Origin of the sequence: Pseudomonas sp. PAMC 29040, from assembly GCF_003994535.1 — a bacterium.
Classification (GTDB): Bacteria; Pseudomonadota; Gammaproteobacteria; order Pseudomonadales; family Pseudomonadaceae; genus Aquipseudomonas; species Aquipseudomonas paraversuta.
In genome coordinates this window covers 12,477-24,841 of sequence record NZ_RZAA01000012.1, presented here as the reverse complement: position 1 = coordinate 24,841, position 12,365 = coordinate 12,477, and the positions used below count along the sequence as shown (strand labels likewise).

13 protein-coding genes are annotated in these 12,365 nt (G+C 57.8%); 4 read left to right on the top strand and 9 right to left on the bottom strand.

Going from position 1 to position 12,365, the window contains the following annotated elements:
- Positions 1 to 5: 5 nt before the first annotated feature.
- The 5 genes from WG29040_RS19910 to rplU all read right to left on the bottom strand — a co-directional run bounded on the left by WG29040_RS19910 (position 6) and on the right by rplU (position 3,772).
- Positions 6 to 467: a CreA family protein gene (locus tag WG29040_RS19910; protein ID WP_003443905.1), complete on the bottom strand. Its 462-nt coding sequence runs from the start codon at positions 465 to 467 to the stop codon at positions 6 to 8.
- Positions 468 to 481: 14 nt separating this feature from the next.
- Entirely contained in the window at positions 482 to 1,600 is a 1,119-nt protein-coding gene (gene proB / locus WG29040_RS19905) for a glutamate 5-kinase (RefSeq protein WP_003443907.1), read from the bottom strand.
- 123 nt (positions 1,601 to 1,723) lie between these two features.
- Positions 1,724 to 2,950, bottom strand: coding sequence for an Obg family GTPase CgtA (gene cgtA / locus WG29040_RS19900; RefSeq protein WP_003443910.1), 1,227 nt, complete (start codon positions 2,948 to 2,950; stop codon positions 1,724 to 1,726).
- 197 nt (positions 2,951 to 3,147) lie between these two features.
- On the bottom strand, positions 3,148 to 3,423 hold the full coding sequence (gene rpmA, locus WG29040_RS19895; RefSeq protein WP_003443913.1) for a 50S ribosomal protein L27: 276 nt from the start codon (positions 3,421 to 3,423) through the stop codon (positions 3,148 to 3,150).
- 34 nt (positions 3,424 to 3,457) lie between these two features.
- Positions 3,458 to 3,772, bottom strand: coding sequence for a 50S ribosomal protein L21 (gene rplU, locus WG29040_RS19890; protein WP_003443915.1), 315 nt, complete (start codon positions 3,770 to 3,772; stop codon positions 3,458 to 3,460).
- Between the two features lie 241 nt (positions 3,773 to 4,013).
- Between rplU and WG29040_RS19885 the strand changes: the two genes are divergently transcribed.
- The 3 genes from WG29040_RS19885 (at position 4,014) to WG29040_RS19875 (ending at position 5,969) form a co-directional block, all read left to right on the top strand.
- Positions 4,014 to 4,982, top strand: coding sequence for a polyprenyl synthetase family protein (locus WG29040_RS19885; RefSeq protein WP_003443918.1), 969 nt, complete (start codon positions 4,014 to 4,016; stop codon positions 4,980 to 4,982).
- A 177-nt stretch (positions 4,983 to 5,159) separates the two neighbouring features.
- Positions 5,160 to 5,501, top strand: a complete 342-nt coding sequence (locus WG29040_RS19880) for a zinc ribbon domain-containing protein YjdM (RefSeq protein WP_003443921.1) — start codon at positions 5,160 to 5,162, stop codon at positions 5,499 to 5,501.
- A 195-nt stretch (positions 5,502 to 5,696) separates the two neighbouring features.
- Positions 5,697 to 5,969, top strand: coding sequence for a hypothetical protein (locus WG29040_RS19875; RefSeq protein WP_003443924.1), 273 nt, complete (start codon positions 5,697 to 5,699; stop codon positions 5,967 to 5,969).
- Between the two features lie 62 nt (positions 5,970 to 6,031).
- Here the strand turns inward: WG29040_RS19875 and WG29040_RS19870 are convergent, their stop codons facing one another.
- Both WG29040_RS19870 and WG29040_RS19865 read right to left on the bottom strand, forming a co-directional pair.
- Positions 6,032 to 6,649, bottom strand: a complete 618-nt coding sequence (locus WG29040_RS19870) for an FKBP-type peptidyl-prolyl cis-trans isomerase (protein ID WP_003443927.1) — start codon at positions 6,647 to 6,649, stop codon at positions 6,032 to 6,034.
- A 150-nt stretch (positions 6,650 to 6,799) separates the two neighbouring features.
- Complete coding sequence (locus WG29040_RS19865) at positions 6,800 to 7,288, bottom strand: TIGR00645 family protein (protein WP_003443930.1); 489 nt, start codon at positions 7,286 to 7,288, stop codon at positions 6,800 to 6,802.
- Between the two features lie 143 nt (positions 7,289 to 7,431).
- Here WG29040_RS19865 and WG29040_RS19860 point away from each other — a divergent pair, with 143 nt between their 5' ends.
- Positions 7,432 to 9,264 (top strand): hypothetical protein, encoded by a 1,833-nt coding sequence (locus tag WG29040_RS19860; RefSeq protein ID WP_060781721.1) that lies wholly within the window; start codon positions 7,432 to 7,434, stop codon positions 9,262 to 9,264.
- Positions 9,265 to 9,273: 9 nt separating this feature from the next.
- Here WG29040_RS19860 and WG29040_RS19855 read toward each other — a convergent pair whose 3' ends face one another.
- Both WG29040_RS19855 and WG29040_RS19850 read right to left on the bottom strand, forming a co-directional pair.
- Positions 9,274 to 9,591, bottom strand: a complete 318-nt coding sequence (locus WG29040_RS19855) for a hypothetical protein (RefSeq protein WP_003443937.1) — start codon at positions 9,589 to 9,591, stop codon at positions 9,274 to 9,276.
- Between the two features lie 210 nt (positions 9,592 to 9,801).
- Complete coding sequence (locus WG29040_RS19850; protein WP_003443940.1) at positions 9,802 to 12,240, bottom strand: Lon protease family protein; 2,439 nt, start codon at positions 12,238 to 12,240, stop codon at positions 9,802 to 9,804.
- Between the last annotated feature and the right edge of the window lie 125 nt (positions 12,241 to 12,365).

The window sequence follows — 12,365 nt, the reverse complement described above, 5'->3', positions numbered from 1 at the left end:
AGCCGTTACTCGTGCGGCCACGGCAAAATCGGGATCGCCGTCACCGCATTCTGCGGACTGCCTTCGATCAGGCGGTCGCTATACACCAGGTAAACCAGTGTATTGCGCTTTTTGTCGAGGAATCGCACCACCTGCATGGTCTTGAACACCAGCGATGTACGCTCCTTGAATACCTCCTCACCATCCTTCAAGTCACCCTTGAAGCTGATAGCGCCCGTCTGACGACACGCAATGGAGGCCTCGGCACGATCCTCGGCCAGCCCCAGCCCGCCCTTCATGCCGCCGGTCTTGGCACGCGACAGATAGCAGGTAACCCCGTCAACCTTGGGATCATCGAAAGCCTCGACCACAATCCGGTCATTGGGCCCGACAAACTTGAACACCGTCGACACCGTGCCGATTTCTTCGGCAGAAGCCAGCAACGGCATCGCCAACATCAACCCCAACAAACCGCTAATCAAGCGCATGCCACACCTCAAAATCAGACCAGGATCAGATTATCGCGATGAACCAGTTCAGGTTCCGCCATATACCCCAACAAACCGACAATCGCATCTGACGACTGTCCGATTATTTTCTGCGCTTCGCCCGCACTGTAGTTGGCCAGACCACGGGCAATCTCTCGACCGTCCGCCGCCACGCACACCACCATTTCGCCACGACGGAAGCCGCCCTGCACCGCTTTGACACCCACAGGGAGCAAGCTTTTATTACCCTGGGACAACGCAGACACAGCGCCATCATCCAGCACCAGCGTGCCACGGGTCTGCAGATGCCCGGCCAGCCACTGCTTGCGCGCAGCCAGCATGCCGCGCTCTGGCGACAGCAATGTACCCAGACGCTCGCCAGCCTTCAGGCGATCCAGCACCCGCTCCAGACGACCGCCCACGATAATGGTGTGCGCCCCGGAACGGGCCGCCAGACGCGCCGCCCGCAACTTGGTCTGCATGCCGCCACGCCCCAGCGCACCGCCCGTACCACCCGCCACAGCATCCAGCGCCGGATCATCGGCACGCGCCTCGTAGATCATTTTGGCATCCGGGTTGTTGCGCGGATCCGCATCAAACATGCCATCACGATCCGTCAGAATGACCAGCAGATCAGCCTCGACCAGATTGGCCACCAGCGCGGCCAGCGTATCGTTATCACCAAAGCGGATTTCATCGGTAACCACGGTGTCGTTTTCATTGATGACCGGGATCACACCCAGCTCGACCAACGCGCGCAACGTACTGCGGGCATTCAGGTAACGCTTGCGGTCAGACAGGTCATCATGGGTCAGGAGAATTTGCGCGGTGTGCCGGGAATGCTCGGCGAAGCTCGACTCCCAGGCCTGTACCAACCCCATCTGACCAATGGCCGCAGCCGCCTGCAGCTCATGCATCGCACTGGGTCGGACTGTCCAGCCGAGGCGGCTCATCCCGGCCGCTACCGCACCGGAAGACACCAGCACCAGCTCCACGCCTGCCTCGTGCAGGGCCACCATTTGCTCGACCCAGACGCCCATCGCCGCGCGATCCAGACCCTTGCCATCCGCTGTCAGCAATGCGCTGCCGATCTTTACGACCCAACGCCGCGCACCCGTCACCTTGCTCCGCATCATCATCCAACCTATGCCTGAGAGCAGCACGACCGAGCGCTGCCCATGGAATTATTTTGATTACCGTTTCGTAGATGCCAAAACGCCGCTCGATTGAGCGGCGCTTCAGTTTACTGCAAGGAATCAGTCGCGGACGTAAATGATTTCCGGACCATCTTCATCATCAACATCTTCTTCGTCCCAGTCATCTTCACCGATGTCGTGGACGCTCTTCACGCCGCTGCGGCGCAGGGCACGCTGATCATCCAGCGCCTGCAACTGGGCACGCGCTTCATCTTCGATGCGCTGATCAAGCTCACTCAACTCAGCCTTGTAGGCAGGGTCATTGGCCAGACGATCGGCACGATCTTCGAGATAACGCATGATGTCGTGGCAAAGCTTCTCGGTGCCAATCTTGGCAATGGCCGAGATCACATACACCGGACCGGTCCACTCAAGGCGATCCACAACTTCCTTGACCCGCGCATCGTGCTCTTCTTCAGGCAACGAATCGCACTTGTTCAGCACCAGCCAGCGATCACGCTCAGCCAGCGACGGGCTGAATTTGGTCAGCTCGTTGACGATGACTTCAGCAGTATCTGCAGCGCTGTCGGTGCCTTCAACTGGCGCCATGTCCACAAGGTGCAGCAACAAACGCGTACGGGCCAAGTGCTTGAGGAAGCGAATCCCCAGGCCGGCACCGTCGGAAGCACCTTCGATCAGACCGGGAATATCCGCGATCACGAAGCTCTTCCAGCGATCGACACTGACTACGCCCAGGTTTGGCACCAGGGTGGTGAACGGATAATCCGCCACTTTAGGCTTGGCTGCAGATACCGAACGGATAAAGGTACTTTTGCCCGCATTCGGCAAGCCCAGCAAACCGACATCAGCCAGTACTTTCAATTCCAGTTTCAGGTCGCGCTGCTCACCCGGCTTGCCCGGAGTGGTCTGGCGCGGAGCTCGGTTGGTACTGGATTTGAAACGGGTGTTACCCAGACCGTGCCAGCCGCCATGCACAACCAGCAAACGCTGGCCGGCCTTGGTCAGGTCGCCGATGATTTCCTGGGTGCCTGCGTCAATCACGGTCGTACCGACCGGAACCCGCAGAATCATGTCTTCGCCTTTACGGCCGGTGCAATCGGCGCTGCCGCCATTCGAACCGCGCTGAGCGTCAAAGTGACGCGTGTAACGGTAGTCAACCAGGGTGTTGAGGTTTTCGTCAGCGACCATATAGATCGAGCCGCCGTCACCACCATCACCACCGTTCGGACCACCGTTCTCGATGAATTTTTCGCGACGGAAACTCATGCAACCGTTACCACCGTCGCCAGCTTTTACTTTGATCGATACTTCATCAACAAACTTCATAACAAAACGCGCCTCTCGTCATCAGGACGAGCCGATAAAAACCAAGACATAAGACTCTTGCAAAAATGAGCGCAGCGACCTCAATCAACGACCGTTAAATCCAGCGCCGGCAGCCCATACAAACAGTTTTGCAAGAGACTCACCCCACAAACGAAAAAGCCCCGTCGCAAGACAGGGCTCTTCCAGCTACCAAGCTTTTACGCCGCGACGACTGCAGTCTTCGGAACGATGCTTACATAGCGACGACCGAAGGCGCCCTTAACCTGGAACTTGATCACGCCTTCCACTTTCGCGAACAGGGTGTGATCTTTACCCATACCAACGCCGTAGCCAGCGTGGAATTGAGTGCCGCGCTGACGCACGATGATGTTGCCCGGGATGATAGCCTGGCCGCCATACATCTTCACGCCAAGGCGTTTGGCTTCTGAGTCGCGACCGTTACGGGTACTACCACCAGCTTTTTTGTGTGCCATGAGTCAATTCTCCTAGTGAGGAATTAGGCTGAAATTAAGCCTGAATACCGGTGATTTTGATCTCGGTGTACCACTGGCGGTGGCCCATACGCTTCATGTGGTGCTTACGACGACGGAACTTGATGATGCGGATCTTGTCGTGACGACCTTGGGAAATCACTTCAGCAACAACAGTGGCGCCAGGAACAACTGGAGCGCCGATGTTAACGTCGTCGCCATTGGCGACCAACAGAACGCGATCAAAAGTTACGGATTCGCCAGTGGCGATTTCCAGTTTCTCGATCTTCAGGTATTCACCTGGTGCTACTTTGTATTGCTTGCCACCAGTAACGATTACTGCGTACGACATGGTATTTCTCCGATAATCCTGCTCACCCAGCTCTTTATAGGTAAAGGTATTGGCTGGCATGGCTGCATGGGGCTGGAACGGCCCAAGTGCAATTGCGTAAGGCAGGTGCTGCCCAGGAAGTTCAGGGTGCGCGATTGTACGCAAGCCACGTCAGGGTTGCAAGGGGCCGCCCATCACGCCTTGACAGGCCCAGCCCCCCGACCTAGCATGCCGCGCAACCCTTCTGGAGCAACTGTCGCTGATGCAACCCCAAGCTTTCTACCGCGCGGTGGCGGACGATTTTAGCGCCGTCGACGACATCATCAAGAAGCAGCTGACTTCACGCGTCCCGCTGGTCTCAAAAATCGGCGACTACATCACTTCGGCCGGCGGCAAACGCCTTCGTCCTTTATTAGTGTTGTTGTGCGGCAAGGCCCTGGGCCGCGAAGGCGACGACTTGCGCTTGCTGGCCGCGACCATTGAGTTCCTGCACACCGCGACCCTGCTCCACGACGATGTTGTGGACATGTCCGGCATGCGCCGCGGCCGCAAGACCGCCAATGCAACCTGGGGCAATGCCCCAAGCGTACTGGTCGGCGACTTCCTGTACTCGCGCTCCTTCGAAATGATGGTCGAGCTGGGCTCGATGCCAGTGATGAAAATCCTGTCGCAAGCCACCCGCATCATTGCCGAAGGCGAAGTACTGCAACTGTCCAAAGTGCGCGACGCCAGCACCACCGAAGAAACCTACATGGAAGTGATTCGCGGCAAAACCGCGATGCTGTTCGAGGCCTCGACCCACAGCGCTGCGGCCCTGGCCGGTGCCACACCTGAACAGAGCGAAGCATTGCGTACCTTTGGCGATCACCTGGGTGTGGCGTTCCAGCTGGTAGACGACTTGCTCGACTACCGTGGCGATGCCGAAACCCTGGGCAAAAACGTGGGCGACGATCTGGCAGAGGGCAAACCGACCTTGCCGCTGATCTACACCATGCGCGAAGGCACGGCCGAACAGGCCGCTCTGGTTCGTAAAGCGATTCAAAAAGGTGGCATTGAAGACCTGGAGAGCATTCGCGTTGCCGTGGAGGAGTCCGGTTCACTGGAATACACCGCACAACTGGCGCGTGATTATGTAGCCCGTGCAATTGCCTGCCTTGAAAGCCTGCCGCCCAGCGAATACCGCGACGCACTGGTTGAGCTGAGCGAGTTCGCGGTCGCCCGCACGCACTAAACCTTGTGGGAGCTGGTTTGCCAGCGATGCATACACCTCGATCCATCAGTGATGGCAAGGTGATGCAATCGCTGGCAAGCCCGCTCCCACAGGTTCGTCACATCCCTAACCACCGCGCACCAACAAAACCCTATATAATGCGTGCCTTTTAGCCATCCGGACTCTTAAGGAGCTTTAGTGAGCACGTTGCCACCCTGCCCAAAATGCAATTCCGAATACACCTACGAAGACGGCGTCCAGCTGATCTGCCCGGAATGCGCCCATGAGTGGTCCGCCAGCGGCGACGCCGAAGAAGCCAGCGATGTAAAAGTCTACAAAGACTCCGCAGGCACTGTCCTGACCGACGGCGACACCATCACCGTGATCAAGGACCTGAAAATCAAGGGTACCTCCCTGGTGGTCAAGGTCGGCACCAAGGTCAAAAACATCCGCCTGTGCGATGGCGACCATGATATCGACTGCAAAATCGACGGTATCGGCCCGATGAAACTCAAGTCAGAGTTCGTGCGCAAGGTCTGATCCTGCTGTATTCCTTCCTGCGTTCCGCGCAGGAAGGTGCCACTCCCCTCGCAAAACTTCCGCGCAACATCAAAAAGCCATCAACTTTGACCCGCAGCAGCTTTTACCCACAAAGAAAACAAATCCGCCAATAGGCACTTGCTATTAATTGAATAAGAATTATTCTCATTGGTATTCATCAAGGAGATGACGACCATGACTTATTTAATTGATGCCTGGCTGGACCGTCCACATCCCTATCTGCGAATCCTGCATCGGGAAACCGGGGAAGTCTGTGCGGTGCTGGAAGAAGAAGCGCTCAACGAGCTACAGGATCAGGGCGACCTGGATTTCAACGGACTCAACTCAAGTGAGCCGGTGGTGCTCAAAGAACTGGTGCGAAATCTGTTTCTGTTTTGCTATGCCCGGGCATTGCGCCCGATCGGCACGACCGATGCTCACGAGCATCACGCCAAACTGGAAATATGAAGCGCCTGGTGTGACCGCAGGCTTGCGTGCAAACCCGCGGTCACCGTTAAAGCACCGAAGTCTTACAGAACTTCCAGCAGCTCAACGTCGAATACCAGCACGCTGTGCGGAGCGATGCTGCCAACGCCCTGGGCGCCGTAGGCCAATTCGCTCGGCACGTAGATGCGCCATTTGCTGCCGGCGTTCATCAGTTGCAGGGCTTCGGTCCAGCCGGCAATTACGCCGCCGACCGGGAATTCGGCTGGCTGACCACGATCGTAGGAGCTGTCGAACACAGTGCCGTCAATCAGGGTGCCGTGGTAGTGAACACGTACAGTGTCTTCACGGGATGGCTTGGCGCCTTCACCTGCAGTCACAACTTCAAATTGCAGACCCGAAGCCAGGGTGGTGATCCCGTCCTTCTTGGCGTTTTCAGCCAGGAAAGCCTTGCCTTCGCCCGCTGCAGCTTCTGCCTTGGCAGCTGCTTCAGCTTGCATCAGCTCGCGGATAACTTTAAAGCTGGCGCTCAGTTCTTCCTGACCTACACGGCTTTCTTTACCGGCGAAAGCATCGGTCAAGCCAGCCAGGATTGCGTCCAGGCTAACGCCCGGTGGCGGGTTGTCGCGCAGTTGGTCACCCAGCTGACGGCCAATGCCGTAGCTAACGCGGGTTTCGTCGGTCGACAGATTTACTTCGGACATAACACTGCTCCGCTGTAGGGCGATTCAGAAAAAACCAGCTGCAAAAACAGCCGTTCCTCAACCGCCCAGAACCAAAAAAGGGCGAGCAGACTACCACAGCCCCCAAAGCCTTCGCAGCCCGCCTTCATGTAACGCGCGCCACGACACCAATCAATGCTTGGTCAGCTTGTCGAGATAGCCCATGGCAAACGCCGACACCACGAAAGTCATATGAATGATCACGTACCACATCAGATACTGCGGCTCGATGTTGCGTGCATCCATAAACACCCGCAGCAGGTGGATCGAGGAGATGGCCACGATCGACGCTGCGACTTTCATCTTCAGCGAAGTCGAGTCCATGGTACCCAGCCAGCTAAGCTTCTCCTTGTGGTCATCGATGTCCAGCTGGGAGACGAAGTTCTCGTAGCCCGAAATCATCACCATTACCAGCAACCCTCCCACCAGGGCCATGTCGATCAACGACAGGATGACCAGGATCAAGTCCGACTCAGATAGCGCGAACACGTTGGGAATTACATGAAACACTTCCTGGAAGAATTTCAACGCCAGGGCCAGCAAGCCCAGCGAGAGCCCGAAGTAAATCGGCGCCAGAATCCAGCGCGAGGCGTACATTGCGTTTTCGATAAAGCGTTCCATTGAAACTCACAGGAAGTAAAAAAATGGGCGCGAGTATATCAGTGACAAATCGTCAGAGATAAAGCCCTTGAAACAGCCTGTTAAATAAATTATCTGCTAGTGTCGACCTCCTCAGCACCGCTTTCGGACAGGAAAACTGAACAATGGATCTGCGATTTCCCTTGGGTTGTCTCGGGCTTTCAATTGCTTTGCTCATCACGGGTGGCTGCTCGCCTGACGACAAACACCAGCAGGCCAGCCTGGAAGAGCGCAGCGCCGCATTCGAAAAGAGCCTCGATACCATTCAGGACCAACAACTCAAGGATGCGGTAGCCGATCTGGGTGGCTCGTTGCTGTTGCTCGAACGGGCCCGGGTCAAGCTCGAGGAGAAACCGATTGAAACCGAATATGGCGATGACGACCTGGCGCTGCTCAAGCACTACCCCAGCAGCCAGGCCCTGAGCGACACCTACATCAATGGTCTGTTTGTGGTGCGTAAAAACTCCAGCTCCGATTATCTGACCGACCTTGAGCCCGTGTTCCCGTTCCCGGCAAACAGCGATTCCGAGTTTCCGTTCCCCCATGCACTTGAATGGCAATCCGTAACCCTGAGCAACAAGCAAGAGGTGCCCTTCCAGACCGAGTGGTCTGAAACCGATCCCGGCATCCAGCTCAGCCCTTCCAGCGCCAATCTGAGCAACCCGGACGATCTCACGGTCACCTACCCCTATATCGACGGGATCGAAACTGAAAACATTCAGCAACCTCAGCCCCTGATGCTGCACGGCAAGGTCGAGGTGATCGCGCCCGGTAAAGTGGTCCACTTCAACCTGAGCAGCAAGGATGTGGGCAAAACCAGCACCGAGGGTACGATCAGCGTGACCCTGCTGGCATTGGGCAAAAACTTCGCCGAAGTCGATATCAACAACAGCGCCGAGCTGGCCGAAGAGGTACGCGATACACCGCTCAATCCGCTGATCATCCAGGCCCGCGACCACAGCGGGCAGTTCCTGTCGCGCTCAGGCTCGATCAATGAGAACGCCGAGCAACTGGCGTTCTATCAGCAGCAACTGGCGCAGATGCTCAAGCAAACCGCGTGGAGCGAAGCATTCGGACAACAGCTGGATAACGAACAGCAGGACTTTGACCAGAAACACACCCATCACTACAGCAAGGTGTATTTCAACGGAAATATCGAAAACCTCGACATCAGCGTGCTCGACTTCTCCACGGCCAATATCACCCGCAAAAACCTCGACCTGCCTGTGCGCCGGCTCGACAAGACGGTAGTGGGCAAAGACATTCAACCCCTGCCGCTGTCGGTGGTGGTGTATGACGATCAGGCCGTCAACTACCTCAAGGACGCGAGCCTTGAGCCTGAGCAACTGATAAAAAGCGTCGTCATCAGCCAGACCGTAGATGACGCCAGCGCCGCCACCCTTGAGTTCAGTCACCCGCAAACCTTCAATGACGAGCTGCTGGGCGCGTTGCCCGACACGGCTGACGCACCTGTCACCTTCTTCGCCGAAGACGACAACGGCAAGCGCAGCGAGCCTCTGGAGCTGCCCATCGAAGCCTTCGATGTTGACCCGCATACCGGGGTCATCACCTATGACCTCAATCTGTTCCCCGAAACTCCGGCTTACGCGATTGGCTCGATGCCCATGTTTATCGCCGCCATCGACAAACAGCCCCTGAACACGGCTCAACTGCCCAAAGGCCTCGAACTCAAAGGCAACGCACTGGTTGTTGATCAGAAACTGTTCCCGTCCGAGGCCTGGCGCTTTTACGCCAAAGACGACACCGGCAACTACCTCAAGGAAGTGCTCGCCGTAAGCCATAGCGCCGAACCCAATGGCCCGGCACTGTTTGACGTGCATTATTTCTATGGACAGCCCACCCAGCTCGAAAGCTATGCCCGCAAAGACCTGCTGCCTGTCGAGTACGGATTTGAAGTCAAGCTCGACAAAGTCCCCGAAGTCACCCCGCCCCGCTGATTCAGCGGCCTAGCGGGAGGCGTGACAGCGTCCACCGTTGATCTGGCGCAACTGGGCCTGCACGTGCAGGCACCAGATCTGCGGGTCATCGGCAAGCCGATAGCCATGCAGCGTCAGGCTTTCAACGATTGATTCCAGAATGGTTTCGGCCACGAAAGGACCGGGGAACGGACCCTGGGCTTTGATCGTAGTCGGCTGCTCGCCTGCCAGACCGGCAGCAAACAACAGCGTCCACATCCCGGTATTGCCTGCCAGCGGACGAATGCTGCATTCAATACGGGTGACCAGACCCAGGCATTGGCGGGTAAGACAAAGGTTGCGCGACATGGCGGCGACCCTCGGTAAATTCTGTCATCAGCCACGCACTACGGGCTGCATCATTCCAGTGACGACAGTGGAAGTCCTGCATTGAGAATAGAGGAAGAATCTGACAGGAGAGGCTGCCATGACAAACGGATGCCCTGGCCGCTGCAGGAACGAGCTTGTGCAAGCCGTGAAAGGCTCGCGAGCAAGCTCGCGTCTACAGTTGACCCAGCGTCAGGCCGGCTTTTTAGCCGCCAGCGCCTCGGCAAGTAGTTCCTTTTCGGCTTCCTTGAGGTCCTCGTCGTTGATCATCTCGGCAATCGCCCGCAATCTTTCAACCACCCGGGCATTTACGCTGCCTTCCGGAAACTGACCTTCGGCATCCGGTTCACCGGCCGGCTCGCCGACCAACAGGCTCAACGCCTCATCCGCCTGGCGTACCGCGTAAACGTGGAACTTGCCATCACGTACCGCCTGCAACACCTTTTCATCCAGCATCAAGGTCGCCACGTTGGCTTGCGGGATGATAGCGCCCTGCTCGCCCGTCAGACCACGCGCCTCGCACAGACGGAAGAAGCCTTCGATCTTCTCGTTGACCCCGCCCACCGCCTGCACTTCGCCAAACTGGTTGATCGAACCGGTGATCGCAAAGCACTGCTTGAGGGCCGTTTTGGACAGCGCCGAAATCAACGTACAGGCCTCACCCAGCGAGGCACTGTCACCATCGACGTAACCGTAGGACTGCTCCAGCGCGATACTGGCCGAGATCGCCAGCGGGAACTCCTGGGCATAACGGCTGCCCAGATAACCGGTCAGAATCATCACGCCCTTGGAGTGAATCGGCTGCCCGAGGTTAACCTCGCGCTCGATGTCGACAATGCCGCTGCCCCCCGGGTACACCGTGGCGGAAATCCGCGCAGGCACACCGAAGGCCGAGTCCCCCACTTCAAGTACCGTCAGGCCGTTGCACTTGCCGACCGCCGCACCATCGGTGTCGATCAGAATGATCCCGGCCAGCATGTCGTCAAGAATCCGCGCCGAAACCCGGCCGGTACGGGTGGCCTTGGCTTTGAGCGCCCGCTCGATGTGTCCGGCATCCGTCATCTCGTCGTTGGCCAGATGGCGAATGAAATCTGCCTCGCTGACCAGCTGGAACAGATCACCGATGCGCGCCGACAAACGCCCCTGATGCTCGGCAAGACGTGCGCTGTAGGTCGCCAGACGCGCAACGGCATCAGCGGTCAACGGCGCCATGCCCTCTTCCGAGGTGCGGGTGGTGAGCAACTGGGCGAACTGCTCCAGGCTCTCGTCGACCATCGGGATGTCTTCATCGAAGTCCACCAGCACCCGGAACATCTCCTGGAAGTCCGGATCCAGATCCTGCAGCGTGTAGTACAACTGGCGGGCACCGATGATGATGACCTTGACCTGCAACGGAATCACTTGCGGGTTGAGGGTGATGGTGGCCAGGCGGCCCATCTCGCCCAGCGGCGACTCCATCTTCAGCTTGCGCGACTGCAGGGCACGCTTGAGAGCATCCCAGACAAAGGGTTCGCTGAGCATTTTCTCGGCTTCAAGAATCAGAAAGCCGCCATTGGCCCGGTGCAGTGCCCCGGGCCGCAGCTGCCGATACGTGGTGTACAGCGCCCCCTGGTCAGTGCTGTATTCGATGCGGCCAAACAGGTTGTCGTAGGTCGGGTGCGGCTCAAACACCACCGGTGCGCCGCCGCTCATGGGCTGGCCCACCACCAGGCTCGGCAGGTACTGCTCTTCGAGCAACTTGCGGGCCTGGGCATCGGTTTTGCTGTCGTCGACCAGTTGCTCGACCACAGTCTTCAGCAGGTACACCTGCATGGCCTGCATATAACCGCAGACCGCACCATTTTCGGCGTACTTTTGCGACAATGGCGCCAGCAAAGGTTGCAGCGCCAGGGTGATGGTTTCTTCGTTCAGGTGGCGTAGCTGGTTGTTCGATTCACGCTTCCACTGCGGCAGACTCGCAAGCTCTTCGTTCAGCCGCTCCTCAAGCCCGGAAATATCCTCGTGGAACCGCTCACGCTCTTCGTCGGGCAATTGCGAAAACTCGGCCTCGTCCAGCGCCTTGCCCTCGCTCATCGGAGTAAAGGCCACGTTGCTGCTGTCGCGATACAGCGCCACGCCTTTTTCCAGCGCCAGACGCTCGATCACATCCAGGGCACGGTCGTAACGCTGATTAAAACCGCGATCGATGGCGCTCTTGCGTTGCTGGTAAGTCGGGTGTTCAAACACCGCCGGAAAGGTCGCCAGCAGGTTGTCGATCAAACCATTGATGTCGCTGATGAACGCACCGGCGGTGCTCGCAGGCAGCTCCAGTGCGCGCGGCTCGCGCGGCTCGTCGAAATTATTGACATAGACCCAGTCGCTGGGTGACTTCAGGCGTTTGCCCTCGGCCTTGAGGTAGCGTTTGACGAACGAAAAGCGTCCGGTACCCGGCTCGCCCATGACAAATACGTTGTAACCCGGACGTGGCATGGCCACGCCAAATTGCAGGGCTTCGACCGCTCGCTCCTGGCCGAGAATGCCGCGAAAAGGCTCCAGATCATTGGTGTTGGAGAAGCTGAACTGTTCAGCGGAGAACGGACGGGTTAGCGCGTCAGGCGCTAGACGCAAGCTGGCAGCTACAGGATCAGGCATCGGGCTTCCTTACATCGGGCGGGGCAGATGAACGCATTCTGGCGCTGGCTGTATCCCACTGGCAAGGCGCATAGCACTTGAAAAATCAGGGCCCGGTATTTACAGGCTGAAAATGTGCCCGATCG

What these genes read in the sequence shown, in the direction of transcription:
- WG29040_RS19910 (WP_003443905.1), bottom strand. Translation starts at nt 467, where the DNA reads ATGCGCTTGATTAGCGGTTTGTTGGGGTTGATGTTGGCGATGCCGTTG.
- proB (WP_003443907.1), bottom strand. Translation starts at nt 1,600, where the DNA reads ATGCGGAGCAAGGTGACGGGTGCGCGGCGTTGGGTCGTAAAGATCGGC.
- cgtA (WP_003443910.1), bottom strand. Translation starts at nt 2,950, where the DNA reads ATGAAGTTTGTTGATGAAGTATCGATCAAAGTAAAAGCTGGCGACGGT.
- rpmA (WP_003443913.1), bottom strand. Translation starts at nt 3,423, where the DNA reads ATGGCACACAAAAAAGCTGGTGGTAGTACCCGTAACGGTCGCGACTCA.
- rplU (WP_003443915.1), bottom strand. Translation starts at nt 3,772, where the DNA reads ATGTCGTACGCAGTAATCGTTACTGGTGGCAAGCAATACAAAGTAGCA.
- WG29040_RS19885 (WP_003443918.1), top strand. Translation starts at nt 4,014, where the DNA reads ATGCAACCCCAAGCTTTCTACCGCGCGGTGGCGGACGATTTTAGCGCC.
- WG29040_RS19875 (WP_003443924.1), top strand. Translation starts at nt 5,697, where the DNA reads ATGACTTATTTAATTGATGCCTGGCTGGACCGTCCACATCCCTATCTG.
- WG29040_RS19870 (WP_003443927.1), bottom strand. Translation starts at nt 6,649, where the DNA reads ATGTCCGAAGTAAATCTGTCGACCGACGAAACCCGCGTTAGCTACGGC.
- WG29040_RS19865 (WP_003443930.1), bottom strand. Translation starts at nt 7,288, where the DNA reads ATGGAACGCTTTATCGAAAACGCAATGTACGCCTCGCGCTGGATTCTG.
- WG29040_RS19860 (WP_060781721.1), top strand. Translation starts at nt 7,432, where the DNA reads ATGGATCTGCGATTTCCCTTGGGTTGTCTCGGGCTTTCAATTGCTTTG.
- WG29040_RS19855 (WP_003443937.1), bottom strand. Translation starts at nt 9,591, where the DNA reads ATGTCGCGCAACCTTTGTCTTACCCGCCAATGCCTGGGTCTGGTCACC.
- WG29040_RS19850 (WP_003443940.1), bottom strand. Translation starts at nt 12,240, where the DNA reads ATGCCTGATCCTGTAGCTGCCAGCTTGCGTCTAGCGCCTGACGCGCTA.